The sequence below is a fragment of the Enterobacter cloacae complex sp. 2022EL-00981 genome (assembly GCF_028737495.1).
GTDB classification, from domain to species: domain Bacteria; phylum Pseudomonadota; class Gammaproteobacteria; order Enterobacterales; family Enterobacteriaceae; genus Enterobacter; species Enterobacter cloacae.
The window spans coordinates 1-18665 of the sequence record NZ_JAQZRK010000042.1 but is presented as its reverse complement, the minus strand read 5'-3'; the positions used below and the strand labels follow the sequence as shown (position 1 = coordinate 18665).

At 57.8% G+C, this 18665-nt stretch carries 15 protein-coding genes, 1 pseudogene and 1 riboswitch; of the genes and pseudogenes, 7 read left to right on the top strand and 9 right to left on the bottom strand.

The features are described 5' to 3' along the window. Positions 1-50: 50 nt before the first annotated feature. The 4 genes and pseudogenes from ynfE (at position 51) to dmsD (ending at position 4629) form a co-directional block, all read left to right on the top strand. A pseudogene (ynfE, locus tag PUZ33_RS23190) lies at positions 51-2488 on the top strand (selenate/tellurate reductase subunit YnfE). Between the two features lie 10 nt (positions 2489-2498). Continuing rightward, positions 2499-3116, top strand: coding sequence for a dimethylsulfoxide reductase iron-sulfur subunit DmsB (dmsB, locus tag PUZ33_RS23185; RefSeq protein WP_013097316.1), 618 nt, complete (start codon positions 2499-2501; stop codon positions 3114-3116). Between the two features lies 1 nt (position 3117). Then, on the top strand, positions 3118-3972 hold the full coding sequence (locus tag PUZ33_RS23180; protein WP_058681390.1) for a dimethyl sulfoxide reductase anchor subunit family protein: 855 nt from the start codon (positions 3118-3120) through the stop codon (positions 3970-3972). Positions 3973-4014: 42 nt separating this feature from the next. After that, positions 4015-4629: a Tat proofreading chaperone DmsD gene (gene dmsD / locus PUZ33_RS23175; protein ID WP_020688218.1), complete on the top strand. Its 615-nt coding sequence runs from the start codon at positions 4015-4017 to the stop codon at positions 4627-4629. Between the two features lie 14 nt (positions 4630-4643). Here the strand turns inward: dmsD and atzF are convergent, their stop codons facing one another. The 7 genes from atzF to PUZ33_RS23140 all read right to left on the bottom strand — a co-directional run bounded on the left by atzF (position 4644) and on the right by PUZ33_RS23140 (position 14220). Further along, on the bottom strand, positions 4644-6443 hold the full coding sequence (atzF, locus tag PUZ33_RS23170) for an allophanate hydrolase (protein ID WP_058681391.1): 1800 nt from the start codon (positions 6441-6443) through the stop codon (positions 4644-4646). Further along, entirely contained in the window at positions 6440-10042 is a 3603-nt protein-coding gene (uca, locus tag PUZ33_RS23165) for an urea carboxylase (RefSeq protein WP_058681392.1), read from the bottom strand. Before uca ends, atzF begins: the two co-directional genes overlap by 4 nt. Positions 10043-10193: 151 nt before the next feature. Continuing rightward, complete coding sequence (locus PUZ33_RS23160; RefSeq protein ID WP_013096803.1) at positions 10194-10826, bottom strand: urea amidolyase associated protein UAAP2; 633 nt, start codon at positions 10824-10826, stop codon at positions 10194-10196. A gap of 10 nt (positions 10827-10836) precedes the next feature. Continuing rightward, entirely contained in the window at positions 10837-11544 is a 708-nt protein-coding gene (locus PUZ33_RS23155) for an urea amidolyase associated protein UAAP1 (RefSeq protein ID WP_252107874.1), read from the bottom strand. Positions 11545-11555: 11 nt separating this feature from the next. Further along, the gene (locus tag PUZ33_RS23150; protein ID WP_014831721.1) at positions 11556-12332 is read right to left on the bottom strand and encodes an ABC transporter ATP-binding protein; all 777 of its coding nucleotides are present in this window, start codon (positions 12330-12332) and stop codon (positions 11556-11558) included. Continuing rightward, positions 12329-13144 carry an ABC transporter permease gene (locus PUZ33_RS23145; protein ID WP_013096806.1) on the bottom strand — a complete coding sequence of 272 codons (816 nt, stop codon included), beginning with the start codon at positions 13142-13144 and terminating at the stop codon, positions 12329-12331. Before PUZ33_RS23145 ends, PUZ33_RS23150 begins: the two co-directional genes overlap by 4 nt. A 17-nt stretch (positions 13145-13161) precedes the next feature. Then, on the bottom strand, positions 13162-14220 hold the full coding sequence (locus PUZ33_RS23140; protein WP_058681393.1) for a putative urea ABC transporter substrate-binding protein: 1059 nt from the start codon (positions 14218-14220) through the stop codon (positions 13162-13164). Positions 14221-14277: 57 nt separating this feature from the next. Next, positions 14278-14376, bottom strand: a riboswitch (guanidine-I (ykkC/yxkD leader). 295 nt (positions 14377-14671) lie between these two features. On the opposite strand from PUZ33_RS23140, the gene PUZ33_RS23135 reads away from it, so the two are divergent. From PUZ33_RS23135 to PUZ33_RS23125, 3 genes are all read left to right on the top strand, one after another. Beyond that, entirely contained in the window at positions 14672-15031 is a 360-nt protein-coding gene (locus PUZ33_RS23135) for a nuclear transport factor 2 family protein (RefSeq protein ID WP_072056929.1), read from the top strand. Between the two features lie 152 nt (positions 15032-15183). After that, entirely contained in the window at positions 15184-17142 is a 1959-nt protein-coding gene (locus PUZ33_RS23130) for an SIR2 family protein (protein ID WP_252107872.1), read from the top strand. 376 nt (positions 17143-17518) lie between these two features. Continuing rightward, the gene (locus PUZ33_RS23125; RefSeq protein ID WP_058681395.1) at positions 17519-17833 is read left to right on the top strand and encodes a hypothetical protein; all 315 of its coding nucleotides are present in this window, start codon (positions 17519-17521) and stop codon (positions 17831-17833) included. Here the strand turns inward: PUZ33_RS23125 and PUZ33_RS23120 are convergent. Together PUZ33_RS23120 and PUZ33_RS23115 are read right to left on the bottom strand one after the other, a co-directional pair. Continuing rightward, positions 17830-18597, bottom strand: coding sequence for a DUF4225 domain-containing protein (locus tag PUZ33_RS23120; RefSeq protein ID WP_058681396.1), 768 nt, complete (start codon positions 18595-18597; stop codon positions 17830-17832). The genes PUZ33_RS23125 and PUZ33_RS23120 overlap by 4 nt on opposite strands. Next, the coding region (locus tag PUZ33_RS23115) for an IS3 family transposase (protein ID WP_129949912.1) at positions 18560-18665 on the bottom strand (106 nt) is incomplete at its 5' end. The genes PUZ33_RS23120 and PUZ33_RS23115, both read right to left, overlap by 38 nt.

Here is an 18665-nt window from a genome sequence, read left to right as displayed (position 1 = left end):
GTTGTAATCACGGGCGAAAATAATAGTCAATTAAAATGATGGGGTGAGTCATGTCCGATGTCGAACATCACGGTGGAATTAGCCGCCGAACACTCGTTAAGTCCGCCGCGATGGGTTCTCTGGCGCTTGCCGCCGGTGGTATCTCGTTGCCGTTTGGATTGAAAAGCGCCGCTGCTGCAGTGCAAAACGCCGTACAGCCTGCTGAAGATAAAGTGGTCTGGGGAGCCTGCTCGGTGAACTGCGGCAGTCGCTGCGCGCTGCGTCTGCATGTCCGTGACGATGAAGTTTACTGGGTGGAAACGGATAATACCGGGGAGGATATCTACGGCAATCACCAAGTGCGCGCCTGTCTTCGCGGACGCTCCATCCGCCGTCGCATTAATCACCCTGACCGCCTTAACTACCCGATGAAGCGCGTAGGCAAACGCGGTGAAGGTAAATTTGAGCGCATCACCTGGGATGAAGCGCTGGATACCCTGACCCGCAGCCTGAAAAATGTAGTGGAAAAATACGGCAACGAAGCGGTGTACATTAACTACTCCTCCGGCATTGTCGGCGGCAATATCACCCGCTCTTCCCCTTACGCCTCGCTGGTGGCGCGCCTGATGAACTGTTACGGCGGCTTCCTGAGCCACTATGGCACCTACAGTACCGCGCAAATTTCCTGCGCGATGCCGTACACCTACGGCAGCAACGATGGTAACAGCACCTCCGACATTGAAAACACTAAACTGGTGGTGATGTTCGGCAATAATCCGGCGGAAACGCGTATGAGCGGCGGCGGAATTACCTACTACCTCGAACAGGCGCGTGAACGCTCAAATGCGCGGATGATCGTCATCGACCCGCGTTATACCGACACCGCTGCCGGACGTGAAGATGAATGGATCCCGATTCGTCCGGGTACCGATGCCGCGCTGGTAGCCGGACTTGCATGGGTATTAATCAATGAAAATCTGGTTGACCAGCCGTTCCTCGATAAATACTGCGTTGGCTATGACGAAAAAACGCTGCCGGAAGGCGCGCCTGCGAACGGACACTACAAAGCGTATATTCTCGGCCAGGGCGACGATAATACACCAAAAACACCGGAGTGGGCCTCGCGCATCACCGGTATTCCGGCGGATCGCATCGTCAAGCTGGCGCGCGAGATTGGCTCGGCAAAACCTGCCTATATTTGCCAGGGCTGGGGACCGCAGCGCCAGGCCAACGGTGAACTGACGTCGCGCGCCATCGCCATGCTGCCGATCTTAACCGGCAACGTGGGTATCAACGGCGGTAACAGCGGCGCGCGCGAATCGACCTATACTATCACCATTGAACGGATGCCGCTGCCGGAAAACCCGGTAAAAACGCAGATCTCCTGCTTTTGCTGGACGGATGCTATCGCCCGCGGCCCGGAAATGACCGCCCTGCGCGACGGCGTGCGCGGCAAGGATAAGCTGGATGTGCCGATCAAGTTCATCTGGAACTATGCCGGTAATACCATCATCAACCAGCACTCCGACATCAACAAAACCCACGATATTCTGCAGGACGAAAGCAAGTGCGAAACCATCGTGGTGATCGACAACTTTATGACCTCTTCGGCGAAATATGCTGACATCCTGCTGCCGGACCTTATGACCGTCGAGCAGGAAGACATCATTCCGAACGATTATGCGGGCAACATGGGCTATCTGATTTTCCTGCAACCCGTCACCGCGCCGAAGTTTGAGCGTAAGCCCATCTACTGGATCATGAGCGAAGTGGCGAAACGCCTCGGGCCGGATATCCATCAGAAATTCACTGAAGGCCGGACACAGGCACAGTGGCTGCAGTATTTGTACGCCAAAATGCTGGCGAAAGATCCGCAGCTTCCGTCCTATGACGAACTGAAAAAATGGGCATTTATAAGCGCAAAGATCCCAACGGACACTTCGTGGCGTATAAAAAATTCCGCGATGATCCGGATGCCCATCCGCTCAAAACCCCGTCAGGCAAGATTGAAATTTACTCCAGCAAGCTGGCAGAGATTGCCGCCACCTGGGAGCTGGAAAAAGATGAAACCATCAGCCCGCTGCCGGTGTACGCCTCAACGTTTGACGGCTGGGATGCCCCGGAACGTAAAATATACCCGCTGCAGCTGTTTGGCTTCCACTTCAAGGCGCGCACCCACTCCAGCTACGGCAACGTGGATGTGCTGAAAGCCGCCTGTCGTCAGGAGGTATGGCTCAATCCGGTTGATGCGGCACAACGCGGTATTCAAAACGGCGATATGGTGCGCGTGTTTAACGACCGCGGCGAAGTGCGCATTGCCGCGAAAGTCACCCCGCGCATCATGCCCGGCGTCAGCGCGATGGGCCAGGGGGCCTGGCACGACGCCAACATGAACGGTGATCGGATCGACCACGGCTCATGCATCAACACGTTGACCACCCATCGCCCGTCACCGCTGGCGAAAGGCAACCCGCAGCACACCAATCTGGTGCAGATCGAGAAGGCGTAAGGAGTAACCGATGACAACCCAGTATGGATTTTTTATTGACTCCAGCCGTTGCACCGGGTGCAAAACCTGCGAGCTGGCCTGCAAGGATTACAAAGACCTGACCCCGGACGTCAGCTTCCGCCGGATCTACGAATACGCGGGCGGCGACTGGCAGGAGGATAACGGCGTCTGGCATCAGAACGTCTTTGCCTATTACCTGTCGATTGCCTGTAACCACTGTGAAGATCCGGCCTGCACCAAAGTGTGCCCGAGCGGGGCAATGCACAAGCGTGACGACGGGTTTGTGGTGGTGGATGAGGATGTCTGCATCGGCTGCCGCTACTGCCATATGGCCTGTCCGTACGGTGCGCCACAGTACAACGCCGCCAAAGGTCACATGACCAAGTGCGACGGCTGCCATGACCGCGTCGCAGAGGGCAAAAAGCCGATTTGCGTGGAGTCCTGTCCGCTGCGCGCGCTGGACTTCGGCCCGATTGACGAGCTGCGTAAAAAACACGGCCAGCTTGCGGCCGTCGCGCCACTGCCGTCCGCGCACTTCACGAAGCCAAGCATTGTGATTAAACCTAACGCCAACAGCCGCCCGACGGGAGATACCACCGGCTATCTGGCAAACCCGAAGGAGGTGTGAGATGGGAAGTGGATGGCATGAATGGCCGCTGGTGATCTTCACCGTTTTTGGGCAGTGCGTGGCCGGAGCGTTGCTCGTCAGCGGTCTGGCATGGATGAGAGAGTGTGACGAGGCGGTCCGAACCCGCATCGTGCGCAGCATGTTCTTTTTATGGCTGGTCATGGGCGTTGGCTTTATCGCATCGGTGATGCACCTGGGCTCCCCGCTCAGAGCGTTTAACTCCCTGAACCGTGTTGGCGCGTCGGCGCTCAGCAACGAGATCGCGGCAGGCTCGGTCTTCTTTGCCGTCGGTGGCTTCTGGTGGCTGGTGTCGGTTATCGGTAAAATGCCGCCCGCGTTGGGTAAAGTATGGATGGTGGTGAGCCAGATCCTGGGGATTGTGTTTGTCTGGGCCATGACCCGCGTGTATCAGATCGATACGGTTCCGACCTGGTACACCGGCTACACCACGCTGGCCTTTTTCCTGACGATGGTGCTGGGCGGCCCGCTGTTTGCCGCCCTGCTGCTTCGCGCCGCTGGCACCGCCTTCAGAGGCACGTGTGCCGCATCGGTGAGCGTACTGGCGCTGCTGCTGAGCGTGGCGGTGATTGTGCTGCAGAGTAACGAACTGGCGACGCTACACAGCTCCGTACAACAGGCCAGCGCCCTGCTGCCGGACTATGGCGCATGGCAAGTTGGCCGTATCATACTGGTCGCCGCCGGATTAGGCTGCTGGCTGTGCCCGCTCATCCGGCGCCAGGAGCCGAAAACCCTTGCGCTCTTTGCAGGCCTGGCGCTGGTTGTCGTGGGTGAACTGATCGGCCGCGGTCTGTTCTATGGTCTGCACATGACGGTAGGTATGGCAATTGCCGGTTAACACAGGCGCGCGGGTTCGCCCGCGCGAGCAAGGAAGGTTGTAATGATAGATGTCTCACAGCGTGAAGCGTTCGCGTTCAGCGCCCGGGTACTGGGCGCATTGTTTTATTATTCACCCGACAGCGAGCACGTTGCGCCGCTGGTCAACGCCCTGACCGCTGGCGACTGGGTTACGGACTGGCCGCTGCCGCAGGCGGCGCTGCAGCCCATCGCCGACACCTTTACGGTATCTGCCGATGAGCCCGTCACCGACGCCTGGCAGCGGCTGTTTATTGGCCCCTATGCGCTGCCCGCACCACCGTGGGGTTCCGTATGGCTGGATCGTGAATCCGTGCTGTTTGGGGATTCAACCCTCGCACTGCGTCAGTGGATGCGGGAAAACCAGATTGCCTTTGAGATGCAGCAGAACGAACCGGAAGATCATTTTGGTACGTTGCTGCTGCTGGCCGCGTGGCTCACTGAGAACGGACGCGAGACGGAACGCGACCAGCTTCTGGCGTGGCACCTGCTGCCGTGGAGCACCCGTTTTCTCTCCGTGTTTGTTGAAAACGCCGGGCACCCGTTCTATACCGCACTGGGAAAACTCGCGCAGCTGACGCTTGCGGACTGGCAATCTACCTTACTGATCCCGGTCGCAGAAAAACCGCTCTACCGTTAACCGCGCTGGCTTGCTCACGGATGCTGAGCAAGCCAGGCTCGCCAGCCACCGAATCGCGTAATCTCCTGTGCTCCCTCTAATCCTGCCTCCTCGCAGATAAACCCGGTCAGCCAGCGCCCGTCCTGGAGTTCGATTTTTCCCAGCCCCAGCGGTGCGGGGATCCCGGCCAGAAACGATCCCACTTCGCCGTGCGGAAGTGCCCAAACTTCGACGGCTATCGCTGCCCCCTGTTCCGTCGCCCGCACCATGCCCGGTCGCTTGCCGTCTGCCAGGGCAAAGAGCCGATAATGCGGGGCGCTGATGGTGGCTTCTACATACGTCGCCCCGCGCTGGCGCAGCTGATGATTCAGCGCCAGCCCGTCCAGATGCGCCCCGCACACCACCAGGTGCAGGCGGTCATCGGTGGCGGTCGAAACAGGTGCATCCCCTTGCATCTCGCGCCCGCCGGGCAGAGTTAACTTTTGGTGACGTTGTAACGCATCGGCCAGGCTGAGCAGATACTGGTCGGTAAACGCGCGGCCAAATAGCGTTATGCCGGAAGGCAAGCCGTTAGGCATAAACCCTGCCGGGACCGCCACGGCAGCATAATCAAGCAGGTTCATAAAGTTGGTGTAAAGCCCAAGCTCAGAGTTGCGTTTGACCGGTTCCTCCGCCAGCTCGGCCAGACTCACCGGGCGCGGATAAGTGGGAGTTAACACGCACTCAAGCCCCGCCAGTATGGCATCGCACTCGCTTTTATAGGCCTGAAGCTGGTACTGCGCTTCAAACGCCGCTACCGCACTCATGGCAGGTGCTTTTTGCAGCACATTGCGGATCACCGGCAGCACCGCGTCCGGCTGTTGCTCAATCAACGCGCCCGCCAAGTGGTACCGCTCGGCCACCCACGGGCCGTCATAGAGCAGTTTTGCTGCCGCCAGGAACGGCGAAAAGTCGATGGTCACCGGCACGCCGCCAAGAGCGATCAGCCTCTCCTTTGCGGTGTGATACAGCGCCTCGCTCTCTGCGCAGCCGAGAAACTCCAGCGTGTCCGGCACGCCAAAGCGAAAACCGGCTGCCGGTACGCCAAATGCCTGCGCTCCGTTCCAGGACGGGTTAGCACGGCTGTAGTCATCGTGCGCGTCTTTCGTCGCCGTCAGCGCCAGCAGTTGGCTGGCCTCAGCTGCCGTGCTGGTGAAGAACGTTACGCAGTCCAGCGTGCGACAGGCGGGCACCACACCCGCTGTCGAGATCAGCCCTTTGGTCGCCTTCAGCCCGACCAGATTATTGAGAGAGGCCGGAACGCGCCCGCTCCCGGCGGTATCGGTGCCCAGGGCAAAGCTCGCCAGCCCCAGCGCCACAGCCAGCGACGAGCCCGCGCTTGAGCCACCGGACGGATACTCCGGATGCACACTGTTGCGACACGCACCAAATGGTGAGCGCGTGCCGTTTAAGCCGGTCGCGAACTGATCGAGATTGGTTTTCCCCAGCGGGACCGCCCCCAGCGCGATCAGCTGCGACACTATCGTCGCATCCTGCTCTGCCCGGTACGCAAAGGCCGGACAGGCGGCGGTGGTCTCAATACCCGCCAGATCGATATTGTCTTTAATGGCAAACGGCACGCCATAGAGCGGCAACGATGCCGGATCCACGCCGTCCAGCGCGGCCAGATACGGCTCCAGCTCGTCGGGCGTGAGAAGATAAATAAAGGCGTTAAATTCCGGGTTCAGCGCCAGCGCGCGCTCGCGCAGGGCAAGGATAACCGCGCGAGGACGGAGCTGACCGGAACGGTATGCCTGCGCCAGAACATCAAGGCGTAAATCAAAAAGGTGCTTCATGCTGTTTTCTCCAGGACCACCACACACTGACCCGCGCGCACCGATGAACCCGGCTGCACGCGCACCTGGCTGACCACCCCGTCCTGGGTTGCGACCAGCGGGATTTCCATCTTCATGGACTCCAGTACCACCAGCACATCGCCTTCGCGCACGGTGTTACCGACTTCAACGTTTACCTGCCACAGGTTGCCCGACACCGGGCTGTCAATCCCGGCCTGTCCGGGTGCCAGCGGCGCGTCTTCGCCGTCCGTTACCAGCACCTCGCTGCTGTCAAAATGGGCCTGACCGTTGGCGGCCCAGCGCTCACGCTCGGCGTCAAACGCGGCCTGCTGATGCGCGCGGAATGCCTCAATCTCCGGCGCCTCGTCGGCCAGGAATTGCTGATACTCCGCCAGCTTCAGCGTGGTGTGTTCGATGCGCAGCGGATAACGCCCCAGCGGGAAATCCCGGCGGATGGTGAGCAACTCTTCGGCAGAGACCGGATAAAAGCGGATCTGGTCGAAGAAGCGCAGTAGCCAGGGCTTGCCGCCAAAATCCTCCACGGCGTGATAGCGATTCCACATCTGCAGCGTGCGTCCGACAAACTGATACCCGCCCGGCCCCTCCATGCCGTAGACGCAAAGGTAGGCCCCGCCAATACCCACCGAGTTTTCCGCCGTCCAGGTGCGTGCCGGGTTGTATTTGGTGGTTACCAGACGATGGCGTGGATCGAGCGGTGTCGCGACCGGCGCGCCCAGGTAGACATCTCCCAGCCCCATTACCAGATAGCGAGCATCGAACACCGTTTTATAGACCTCATCGATATTCGCCAGATCGTTGATACGACGGATAAACTCCAGGTTGCTCGGACACCATGGCGCATCCCGGCGCACGGTGGTCATGTATTTGTCGATAGCCTTCTGGCACGCCGGATCGTCCCAGGAGAGCGGCAGCCAGACCACGCGCGACGGCACGTCCAGCGACGCCTGCCCGCATACGTCCTGCCACAGCCCGGCCACCGTCTCCAGCAGCGCTTCCAGACTCAGCGTTTCCGGCTGATAGTGAATCTGCAGGGAGCGGATCCCCGGCGTGAGGTCGATAATCCCCGTCAGGTCGCGCGTTTCCAGCGCCTGCATCAGCGCGTGGGCGCGAAAACGCAACACCAGATCCAGTTCGGGGTCGCCTATCTCCAGCAGCAGATGGGTATCGCCGGATAACCTCGCCACCAGCCGTTTATCGTCCTCCCCCACCTCCAGCACCACCGGCGAGCTCAGCCCGACAGGTTGCCACGACATGACCTGCGGCGTCAGGCTGGCGATTTGCGCTGCCTGCCCCTGCGCCAGCCGTCGGGCGGTGGAAACGTCCACCGGCATAAAGCGCACTTTATCGCCCGCTTTCAGCTGGCCAACCGCGTGGAGATCCGCCTCGATGACGGTGACCGGGCAGACAAATCCCCCCAGACTTGGGCCGTCGGGGCCGAGGATCACCGGCATATCGCCGGTGAAATCCACCGCGCCAATGGCGTACGGGTTGTCGTGGATGTTCGACGGGTGCAGCCCCGCTTCGCCGCCGCTGTCGCGTACCCATTCCGGTTTCGGGCCGATCAGACGCACGCCCGTGCGGCTGGAGTTAAAATGTACCTCCCACTCGGTGGCAAAAAAGGTCGCCATATAGCCCGGCGTAAAATACTCCGGCGCACCATGCGGACCGTAAATCACCCGCAGCTCACGCACCCCATCCAGGCTGGTGCGCAAGGCCTGCGGCAGCTCCCCGTCCGCGACAGGTTCGGTCAATGGGGACAGATGCAGCACGTCACCTGTGCGCAGTGCTCGTCCGGCGTGACCGCCAAACTGCCCGAGGGTGAAGGTGCTTTTGCTGCCCAGATAGTCCGGTACCTCAAACCCGCCGCGCAGGCAGAGATAGCTGCGCACGCCGTCACCCTGAATATCGCCCATACGCAGCGTGCTTCCCGCCCGGACGCGGAAAACGCGGTTGTTTGCCAGCGGCTCGCCGTCCAGCGTCAGCGCAATGGCTGCGCCGGTCACCGCCAGCTGCGCGTCGCAGTTGAATTTCAGCGTCGGGCCGCTGAGGGTGATCTCCAGCGCGGCGGCCCCCTCCTCATTGCCCAGCAGGCGGTTGCCGAGACGCAGCGCCAGGCTGTCCATCGGCCCGGAGGGCGGCACCCCGACGGCCCAGTAGCCCGTCCGCCCCGGATAATCCTGCACCGTGGTTTGCGTCCCGGCGCTGAGCACCTCCAGCGTGAAGGCCTGATAGTCCAGCGTCTCTAAACAGCGGGTCCACGGCTCGCCACGGGCGAACGGCGGGAAGGTTAAAATCTGCTGCAAATAGCTGCGGTTGGTTTCCACGCCGTAGAGACGCGTCTCTCCCAGCGCGGTGTGCAGGACGCGGATCGCCGCCTCGCGCGTAGGCTGCCAGGCGATGATTTTGGCCAGCATCGGGTCAAAAAACGGCGGTACGTCGCAGCCGGACTCCACCCAGCTGTCGATGCGCAATGTGCGACGGTCGTTTTCCGGGAACACCACTTCGGTGAGTAGCCCTGGCGACGGCTGGAACTGACGGCCCGGATCTTCGGCGTAGACCCGCGCCTGAATGGCGTGTCCTTGTGGTTGCAGGCTGGCACGCAGCTCCGCCAGCGGCGGCAGCGTTCCGGCCGCCAGGTCAATCATCCAGCGAACCAGGTCAACACCCCACACCTGCTCGGTGACGCCGTGCTCTACCTGCAGACGGGTGTTCACTTCAAGGAAGTAAAAGCGGGCCGCGTCGCTGTCGTAGACAAACTCCACGGTACCCGCGCTGCGGTAGTTGACCGCCTGGCCGAGTTTTATCGCCGCCTCGCACAGCGCGGTCTCCATGCCGTCCGGCAGGTTAGGCGCGGGCGTCTCTTCCAGCACCTTCTGGTTACGCCGCTGTACCGAGCAGTCGCGCACGCCGAGGGCAATCACCTCGCCTTTACCGTCACCAAACAGCTGGACTTCCAGGTGACGCGCCCGCTCAATGTATTTTTCGATAAACACGCCCGCGTCGCTAAAGTTATTCTTGCCCAGGCGCACCACGGCATCGAAGGCGTCGCGCAGCTCTTCCGCGTGGTAACAGACGCGCATGCCGATCCCGCCGCCGCCCGCGGTGCTTTTCAGCATTACCGGGTAGCCCACTTCCGCCGCAGCGTGAACGGCCTCATCGACGTTAGCCAGCAATCCGGTGCCTTCGAGCATCGGCACACCGTGCGCTTTCGCCAGCGCGCGGGCGGTATGTTTCAGGCCAAAGAGGCGCAGCTGCTCAGGCGTGGGGCCGACAAACGCAATGCCTGCGGCTTCGCAGGCTTCGGCAAATGCGGCGTTTTCCGACAGAAAACCGTAGCCAGGATGAATGGCCTGCGCACCGCTGGCTCTGGCGGCCGCGATGATCTTTTCGCCCACCAGATAGGTGTTCGCCGCCGGGCCCTCGCCCAGGCTCAGCGCCTCATCCGCTTCCCGGATATGCAGGCTGCTGAGATCGGCTTCGGAGTAGACCGCCACGCCACGGATCTTCATGGCGCGCAGGGTGCGCAGAATGCGGCAGGCAATCGCCCCGCGGTTTGCAATCAGGAGTGTCGTCAACATAGGTCAGACTCAATCGTGGCGGGTCGTCCCGCCGAAAATCGGCTCACCCATGGTCGTCCATGGGGAAAAAGCGGTTACGGCAGAATGCGTCCGGCGCGGACTGCAAACAGGCGATAAATGGCCTGGCGCAGGCGCTGCCAGCGGGTGGGTGTCAGTTCCATACCAGCACCTCCGCTGGCGTCGGGTTCCAGCCGTTGCACGGGTTGTTAAGCTGCGGACAGTTGGAGATCAGCACGATGACATTGCACTCGGCGCGCAGCTCGACATATTTTCCCGGCGCGGAGATACCGTCCTCAAAGGTCAGCCCGCCCTGCGGAGTCACCGGCACGTTCATGAAGAAGTTAATATTGGCGGCAATATCGCGCTTTTGCAGGCGGCCATCGTGCAGGCAGGCGCAGAGAAAGTTATCCCGGCAGCTGTGCATATGGCGTTTATCGAGAGCATAGCGCACGGTGTTGCTCTCCTGCGCGCAGGCGCCGCCGAGGGTATCGTGACGCCCGCAGGTATCTGCCACGATGGTCAGCAGCGGGTTACCGAGGTTGGAGTAAAGCACGCTGCCGTGGGTGAGATAAGCGTTGTTCTGGCGGCGCAGCGTGCGCTGTGCGTCGTAGCGCTCACGCGGGTTGTCCGCATTGTAGAACAGCGTGTCCACCGCCTGGTTGCCCTCCAGGTCGAGCAGGCGTAGCGTCTGGCCTTTCTTCACTTCAAACAGATACGGTTCCCCCGCCGGGATAACGTGGCGGAAGCTGGCATGCTGGGGATGTTTTTCGCTGGCAACGGTCATACACGGCTCCTTACAGGGCGAAACGTTGAGTGTTAGTGATGGCGCGTTCGTTTTCCGGGCGCGTCAGGAGGGCGTTAATCGCCCCCTCTTCATCCTCCGCCTTCCGCCAGCTTAGCTGTACCGGGCGCGGGGCGTACTCCCGGGAGGGATCCATCGGGTGCGGTAGCGCGGTCATGACAATCAGCGTGTCCATCGGCGCGAACAGCTCAACGTAGCTGCCCGGCTGCGAATGTCCGCTGTGGAAGCGGAACTGGCCGCTGTCTTCCACGGTGACCTTGCTGAAGAAATTGACCACCATCAGCAGATCTTCCAGGTTGAGATCCCACTTGCCCATCTCCACCAGCAGGTTGTCCGTACCGTTACGGTAGAAACCGTTGCGCAGTTCCTGGTAACGCCCCTGACCGTATTTTTCTGCCACTTCGGCGGCATTCAGCACGCCGCCAAACGGGTCGTGCCAGCCGCAGGTGTCGGCGGTAATGCCCGCCAGCACGCGGCCCATGTCGGAATAAAAGCAGTGTCCGGCGGTCAGGCGCGCGGCGTGCTGACCTTTCAGCGTGTCGGGCAGGTTCAGCCGCTCGCTTTTCTCGTGCGGGTTGAGCATCAGCAGGCTGACGTTGGCACCGCCTTCCGTATCTGTCATGCGCAGGATCTGTCCGCGCTTCAGGACAAACGAGAGGTGTCCCCCGCCGGGAAGGGTCTCTTCACGTAAAATGGTCATGGTATTCACTGTTACCCCCTTAAGGCATAAACGTTGTCGGGCGTGGTTCCGCTCAGGGCGGAGAGCCGCGTCTCGTTGAGCGGAATGTCGTAGGTGATGCGCGCGCCGTAGGCATTCGGTGCCTGCGGGTCGAGGCGCACTTTGTCGAACACCAGTAGCCGGGTGCCGAGGTTGAAGCCTTCAGACAGATCGTGGGTGACCATAAAGACGGTCATGCGGGTTTCGCCCCACAGCTGCAGCAACAGGGCGTGCATGTCTTTTCTAATCCCCGGATCCAGCGCGCCAAACGGCTCATCGAGCAGCAGCACGCGCGGCTGCATGATGAAGGCCTGAGCAATGGCCAGGCGCTGCTGCATGCCGCCGGAGAGCTGGGCGGGATATTTATCCAGCGCGTGCCCGAGGCCGACTTTTTCCAGCATCTCCGCCGACCGTTCACGCACGGCGCGTTTTTTGGCCCCAAACAGCCGCCCGAACAGCGGCGATTGCGGCAGTTCAAGACCGATGGCGACGTTATCCAGCACGCTGAGGTGCGGGAAAACGGAGTAGCGCTGAAACACCACGCCGCGGCTGCTGTCCGGCTCGGCGCGCAGCGGTTTGCCATCGAGGGTGATCTCGCCCCGGCTGGGTGCTTCCTGACCAAGCAGCAGGCGCAGGAAGGTGGATTTTCCGCAGCCGGACGCCCCCACCATTGAGCAGAACTCGCCCTCTTTCACCTGCAGGTTCAGGCGTTCCAGCACCACATGGTCGCCGTACTCCTGCCAGATATTGTTGATGGTGATAAAGCTCATGCCTTCCCTCCTTCCGCCCAGGGAAAACAGGTTTTATGCAACTGACGCAGGGCGAGATCCATCAGCCACGCCAGCAGGGTGATCCACAGGACGTACGGGATAATCACATCCATCGCCATGTAGCGCCGTACGAGGAAAATGCGGTATCCCAGCCCGGCGGTAGAGGAGATAGCCTCCGCCGAGATAAGAAACAGCCATGCCGACCCGAGCAGCAGACGCAGCGAGGTCAGCAGCCTGGAGAGTAATTGCGGAAGCACCACGCGCAGCACCAGCGTCCAGCTACTGGCCCCCAGCGTCTGGGCTTTGATGAGGATCTCCGGTGGGATTTCACAGGCGCGGTGCTCCAGATCGCGCGCCAGCATCGGGGTGATGCCGATGACAATCAGCATCACCTTCGACAGCTCATCCAGCCCGAAAACGATAAACAGCACCGGGAGGATCGCCAGCGGCGGGATCATCGACAGCACCGTCATCAGCGGCGAGAGCGATGCACGCCACAGCGGAAACACGCCCGAGGTAACGCCAATGCACAGGCCGATCAGTGAGGCGATTGCCAGCCCCGCCAGCAGACGCGCGAGGCTTACCAGGGTATCGACCCAGAACAGGTATTCACCGCTGCGTTTATCCGGGGTCAACGCCATCCGCGATAGCGCGTCCAGCATTTGCTGCAGGCCGGGCAGCAGCTTGTCCTGCGGGTTGGCCTCCAGCCTGACCGCCGAGCCAAAAAAGTAAGCGGCCAGCAGCAGGACAAAAGGCAGCATCACGAGCATCAGCCGCATGCCGGGTGTGGGATGGCGATTAATTTGTCGCATGGAGACTCCGTCCGTTATCACAGCGTGCCGGCAGCGGCCATTTTCACGAAGCTGTCGTCAAAGCGCAGTTTCACGTTGCTGGCATCGCCCACCGTGACATTGCCCGGGAAGCGCATACCGATAAAATCGGCGCTCTGCGCGCCCTCGCCCAGCAGCCCTTTGTCGAAGGAGAACGACGCCACGCGCTGCATAGTTTTCGCCAGATCCGGCGACGTGACAAACGCCATATTGTCCTGCGGGGTATAGAACAGATGGGTGGTTTTGAGCTGCGCCTGATACCCGGCGAGATCGGTCCCGGAGGCGCCGGCCATCGCATTCAGCGCGCTGGCATCCTGCGCTTTCATCAGCCCCATCATCTCGTACCAGGCGCCGGTGAGCGCTTTGCCCAGCGCCGGGTTGTCTTTCAGGGTCCCGGTGTTGACCACCATCATGTCGATAAGCTCACCCGGTACCTGCGAGGAGCTGAACACTTCGGTGGTGTTTGGCGTGCCTTTGATGACGGAAAGCTGCGGGTTCCACGCCACCGCAGCCTGCACACTGGCGGTCCCGAACGCAGAGACGATATCTGCGTCCGAGGTATTCACCACGGTGACGTCTTTCTCTGCGAGCCCGGCTTTTTCCAGACCGCGCACCAGCAGATAGTGGGACACGGAGAGCTCAGGCAGGTAGACCTTCATCCCTTTCAGATCTTTCAGGGTTTTGCCCTTACCTTTCATCACTACCCCGTCGTTGCCTTCCGAGTAGCTACCGAGGATCAGCGCTGTGGTGTCCACCCCGCCTGCGGCCGGTATGGTCAGCGCATCCATATTGGTCATGGTGCAGCCGTCAAACTGCCCTGCGGTATACTGGTTGATGGATTCGATATAGTCGTTGAGCTGCACAACGTTGATTTTGATGCCGTATTTGCTGGCCCATTTATCGATGATTTTGCTACTGCTGATGGTGCCCCAGGGCATCCACCCGGCGTAGATGGTCCAGCAGACGTTGAACTCTTTTTTCACAGCGGCGAACGTGGGGAGACTGACCAGCATTGCCAGCGACAGTACAAGAGAGCGGAGTAATGGCGTTTTTTTCATGCTTGACCTCTGAGTGGCACAAAATTAGGGGGCAGCGCGACACCGTCTGGTGCTGCTGTCTCCCGGGCTTTTGTCCCGCCGTGTAACCTCTCAGAGGTCGCCAGCTCTTGGACCAGCCATTCACCGTGGTGAACCGGAACCCTAGCCAGCTATTGTTCAAATTGTGGTGTGCTGCCCTTTCACGGTTAATAAAGCAAGGGGTGTGCCAGGATAGTTTTGCTTTGTTTTTTAGTGGGTTGGCGATTGCTGTGGGTTGGGTTTCACTGTTTTGGGGAGCGGGTTTGGGGGGTGTGCACTGCGGTGGGGCGTTTTGGGGGATAGCTAAAAATAGTGGCATGGTTTCTGGTCTTTATTTCCTTCGCAGATTGCCTGACCAGGAGCAGAGGCAGACTTTTTGCCATAACGCGGGTATTGTCATGAGTGTGAAATAAACAACGTGACGAGAGCAACGATGAAACTCCTGGAAAAGCTCAAATCGCTCGAATGTTCCCTTCATGGCACAAGGCGAAGTGATCGTGCATGGCTCGAGCATATTCTTCACCCCGACTTCAAAGAAATCACCCGTTCTGGCGTGGTGATTGAACGCGCTGAAACTATTGAGTCTCTCACCAGCGAATTAAATGTCACCGTTATTTTGAGTTGCGACTTCGAGATATTCCGTCAAAGCGAGCGATTTGCACTCTTGTATTACAGGACATTTAATCCCGATGGCAGTCGAATCGCTCTTCGCTCCTCGTGCTGGGAGTGTAATGATGATGGTGAATGGAAACTGGTCTTTCATCAGGGTACTCCGGCATCAGGTACAGTATAAATTTACCAGTCAATTCTCCTTTCTAATCAGATTTAACATGAATCTCCAGGCATGCCTGCTTAGCCCGCTGGGCAGACATTGCGGACTGACGATTTGAATTGCCTGAGAAATTAATGCATTAATAATATTTCTGCGTGGACGAAGGAAAAACGATGGAGATGGACGACTGGTGGTTTGGCTGGAAGGGTTTCACTCCCGAACGCCCCTGTCCTGGCAAAGTTGTGTTGATGGTTGGCGCGGGGATCTCCATTGATTCCCCTTCGCGACTCCCGGGAGGATACGAACTCACGGAAGCCCTGCTTGACCACTTGCTTGACAGCAACGCGGCTGACGAAATTAAAACGGTATTTGGTCAATGTGAGCAGTGGATGGGGCGAAGCCTGCCACGTCTGGAGCATGTTCTTGATAAAGCGTTTGAACCTTCAACCATTGAAGGCGTCGAGCGTAGCGGTGCCGCCCGGGAACTGCTGCGTATCTTTTCCCAACGTCTCCCAAATGCGAATCATTACCTGATTGCCGATTACCTGATTAAGCACCGTGGATGGTGTATTACCCCTAATTTTGATGACTGTATCGAGCAGGCTGGTTGTCATCAGATCCCTGTGCATGTGATTGACCCCGCAACCAAAACTCTGGACATCCTGCACCGGGAGTACGGTGAAGACTGGGGTATCATCAAAGTGCACGGCACAATTGAACACGGCTGTTCAGGACTTGGCGCAACACTTGCCGACCTGGAGCACGGGCTACCCGAAGCCTTCAAAAAACTTCTCGAACAGGTAACAAATCAGGCCGATTTAATGGTTGTCGCAGGCTACAGTGGTACCGACCATTTCGACATTAATCACTGGATCCGCGATCGCTGGAATGGGAAGCGCTCGACGCGATTAGTCTGGATTGACCACCGCCCCAGCGTTGAAGAAGAGTTCTGGCGACTCAAAGAACATGAAAATCGCGAGCCGAGAGTCTACTGGCAAGGCGCTTTCGGCGGGATGAAGATTCAGCACGGACCCACGTTAGCATTACTGTCATCCCTGCTGGGGATCCCTCGAAAAACGGTTAAAGATACCGAAGAGAATGGCGACTGGTGGCGTACGGCCCTGGCAGATTATTACTCCCCTACCAAGAAAGAAAAGTACCTTACCGGCACTCGTCTGGCCAGCTCTATCGGTCTTGGCCAACTAGCCGAGGAACAGCTCCGTTATTTGAAACGCCAACTGGAAAACGACGATATGTTGGTGCCTTTCGAAGCAGAGATTTACTACTCCCGTGGGTTTATTGCCGGGGCGTTATGGTTACAAAACTATTTAAAATCATCGCACGAAAAAAACAGAAAAGTGAACGGCACCGCCCTGATCCGTGCTGAAGGAAAACCTGTAAAAGCGCTTCTCTGTTATCTTGCGCGGTGGTTAAAAAGCTCACGCAGACTCTCACTTGATGAGCAAATAGACGCGTTTGCCTGCCTGCTTGATATCCACGAGCGGAGGCAACAATGGCGACTCTGGCAAAGTAAACCGTTTCGACGTCTGGGCGAAAAGGGATGTAGCGTATTCCGGCGGTATTTCATGAAGCTTGAGAACAATAAATTGCCGCTGTATCTGCATGGAAGGATGCAAATGCAGTCCATTCGCCTGGCCACGCTGTTTTACGATGAAGAGGCTTTTTCCTTTAACCATGTCTGGAATTTACTCTACCACGAGAATAGTCCACCGAGTTTTTTTACCCCTTACGGCCCTGCAATCCCAGGTTTTTATCTGATTGAACGCAGCACTGCGCGTGAAGAAGATCGCATTGCCGACCTGGTGCTGGCGAATATTAATTACGTCAATACCCTCCTTTCCGCTCTGCGGCGTCGCTGGCCTAAGGGCAGCGAAAGTGTATTTAAGGAAAGACAGCGAAGAGATGGATATGTTGATTCAGGAGACTATGCGGTGACGTATATCGTGCAGCTGTTAAACGACAGCTCGCAGATGGTTAGTGCTTTGAATGCACCGCATTTACACATCCTGATTGCCAGAGCCTGGATCAGGGCGGACAGTATTTTAGGCGGTATCGAATACTGGAAACAGCAGCGGCTTTATCTCGGCAGTCCGCGTTCGCTAACGACATAAAGAGGTCGTCTAAATTTGAGGCTGTCATTATGCCTGTTGCTTCGCCGTGATATTTGTTTTTGCGGTAAAGCATGTTGATGGTGGCCTGCCCCGTTTCCTCAACCACGATCGCGCAGTGTAACCAATAACATGCATCGGAAACGATGCTAAATCGGCGAAACATGTCTAAGTGCTTAAGGGAAATACCTTCATCCGGTAGAAAACAGGGCTGATGATCAGGGCGTTAATGATATCCACCGCAAGATTTGCAAGGCGTTTCGGAAAACGGTGGTTTGCTTCAGAATCACAGAAACCGTTCATACTGGCTGGAATGCACTTAAGTTCATCAGTATGATTGCGGGCAGCATCGCCAGTTAAGATTTGCTGAGAGGACAATATGGATGTTACTGAAGAGGCTTTGTTGAGCGCTGGCTTTACGCGATCTGACTTGCAGAAGATTAAGAACAACATCGAAAGCTATGGTGGAACATTAGGGGAAGTGATCCAGGATCTGGCTAATCGATTCAGGGTTGTTTTATGGATAACATCTTCTTGCCTGTTAGTTTTTATCCTTCTTATGTTGTTTGCTGCGAAAGAAACCGTTGTGGGTGGTGGAATATCAATACTCATCGCTATCATCATCGTTGTATTTATTCAGCCGCCAGTCCTGTCTTACAAATCCTGGCGATTCTGGAGAAAATACAGGGGTTAATGGTTGGATGCTTCAGTGGAAAGCAGATCAAAAATAACTTTGGCCTTAAGTCCATAACCTACAATTTTCATGGTTAGTTTTGGACGGCTCATCGTATCCACCTTGCGATAAAAATCCCGAGGCATCCATTTAAACAGCCTCCATGCTTCGGGTTTTCTTGCTAATCCGAAGATGCTATAAACACTGGCGCTTAACGTAACAGCATTATAAATCGCAAGTCCTGTTTCAGGCCTGAATCCCATAAAGTGAGCCACATTCATCGCGCCATCAGCAACAAACCCTTCAGTTTTCGATTCTTTACCATAAATACCAGGAATGATTTCTTTTGAGAGACCGTTGATGCCGTCCATGACAAGGATAGCCCCTGCCAGCATCCCTATTGGCGTCATCGTCGACAACATTAAGGCACCACCAGCAATAGCCATTCCAGAAACCACAATGTGAATGGCTGAAATCACATACCCGACAATTTTGTTATTTTCTTTAACAAACTCAATCTTTGCATAAAGTTGTGCAGTTCTGGTTCTCAACAGGCGTTCTTGTTCTTGCAGATTATGAGTTTCGGCACGCAGATTTTTGATACATACGATACATTCTTCGTCCGTTTTGGCCCGCCGTGCTGCTGCAAATTCCTTTTCTACGACCTGTTTTATCTCCTCGACAAACTTGATACGCGTCAGACCATCATGCAAGTAAAATGCTGACAACTGAATCGCCACGGATAATCTAGACACTTCCGAGCCGTTGATAATACTGGTTTTCATATTCTGTCGGTGACATCTGTTCGCTAGAACCATGCCGACGCTTACTGTTATAAAACATTTCGATGTAA

Coding starts and splice junctions, on each gene's coding strand:
- PUZ33_RS23140 (WP_058681393.1), bottom strand. CDS start 14,220: ATGAAAAAAACGCCATTACTCCGCTCTCTTGTACTGTCGCTGGCAATG.
- uca (WP_058681392.1), bottom strand. CDS start 10,042: ATGTTGACGACACTCCTGATTGCAAACCGCGGGGCGATTGCCTGCCGC.
- PUZ33_RS23145 (WP_013096806.1), bottom strand. CDS start 13,144: ATGCGACAAATTAATCGCCATCCCACACCCGGCATGCGGCTGATGCTC.
- dmsD (WP_020688218.1), top strand. CDS start 4,015: ATGATAGATGTCTCACAGCGTGAAGCGTTCGCGTTCAGCGCCCGGGTA.
- PUZ33_RS23130 (WP_252107872.1), top strand. CDS start 15,184: ATGGAGATGGACGACTGGTGGTTTGGCTGGAAGGGTTTCACTCCCGAA.
- PUZ33_RS23120 (WP_058681396.1), bottom strand. CDS start 18,597: ATGAAAACCAGTATTATCAACGGCTCGGAAGTGTCTAGATTATCCGTG.
- PUZ33_RS23150 (WP_014831721.1), bottom strand. CDS start 12,332: ATGAGCTTTATCACCATCAACAATATCTGGCAGGAGTACGGCGACCAT.
- PUZ33_RS23135 (WP_072056929.1), top strand. CDS start 14,672: ATGAAACTCCTGGAAAAGCTCAAATCGCTCGAATGTTCCCTTCATGGC.
- atzF (WP_058681391.1), bottom strand. CDS start 6,443: ATGAAGCACCTTTTTGATTTACGCCTTGATGTTCTGGCGCAGGCATAC.
- PUZ33_RS23155 (WP_252107874.1), bottom strand. CDS start 11,544: ATGACCATTTTACGTGAAGAGACCCTTCCCGGCGGGGGACACCTCTCG.
- PUZ33_RS23125 (WP_058681395.1), top strand. CDS start 17,519: ATGGATGTTACTGAAGAGGCTTTGTTGAGCGCTGGCTTTACGCGATCT.
- dmsB (WP_013097316.1), top strand. CDS start 2,499: ATGACAACCCAGTATGGATTTTTTATTGACTCCAGCCGTTGCACCGGG.
- PUZ33_RS23160 (WP_013096803.1), bottom strand. CDS start 10,826: ATGACCGTTGCCAGCGAAAAACATCCCCAGCATGCCAGCTTCCGCCAC.
- PUZ33_RS23180 (WP_058681390.1), top strand. CDS start 3,118: ATGGGAAGTGGATGGCATGAATGGCCGCTGGTGATCTTCACCGTTTTT.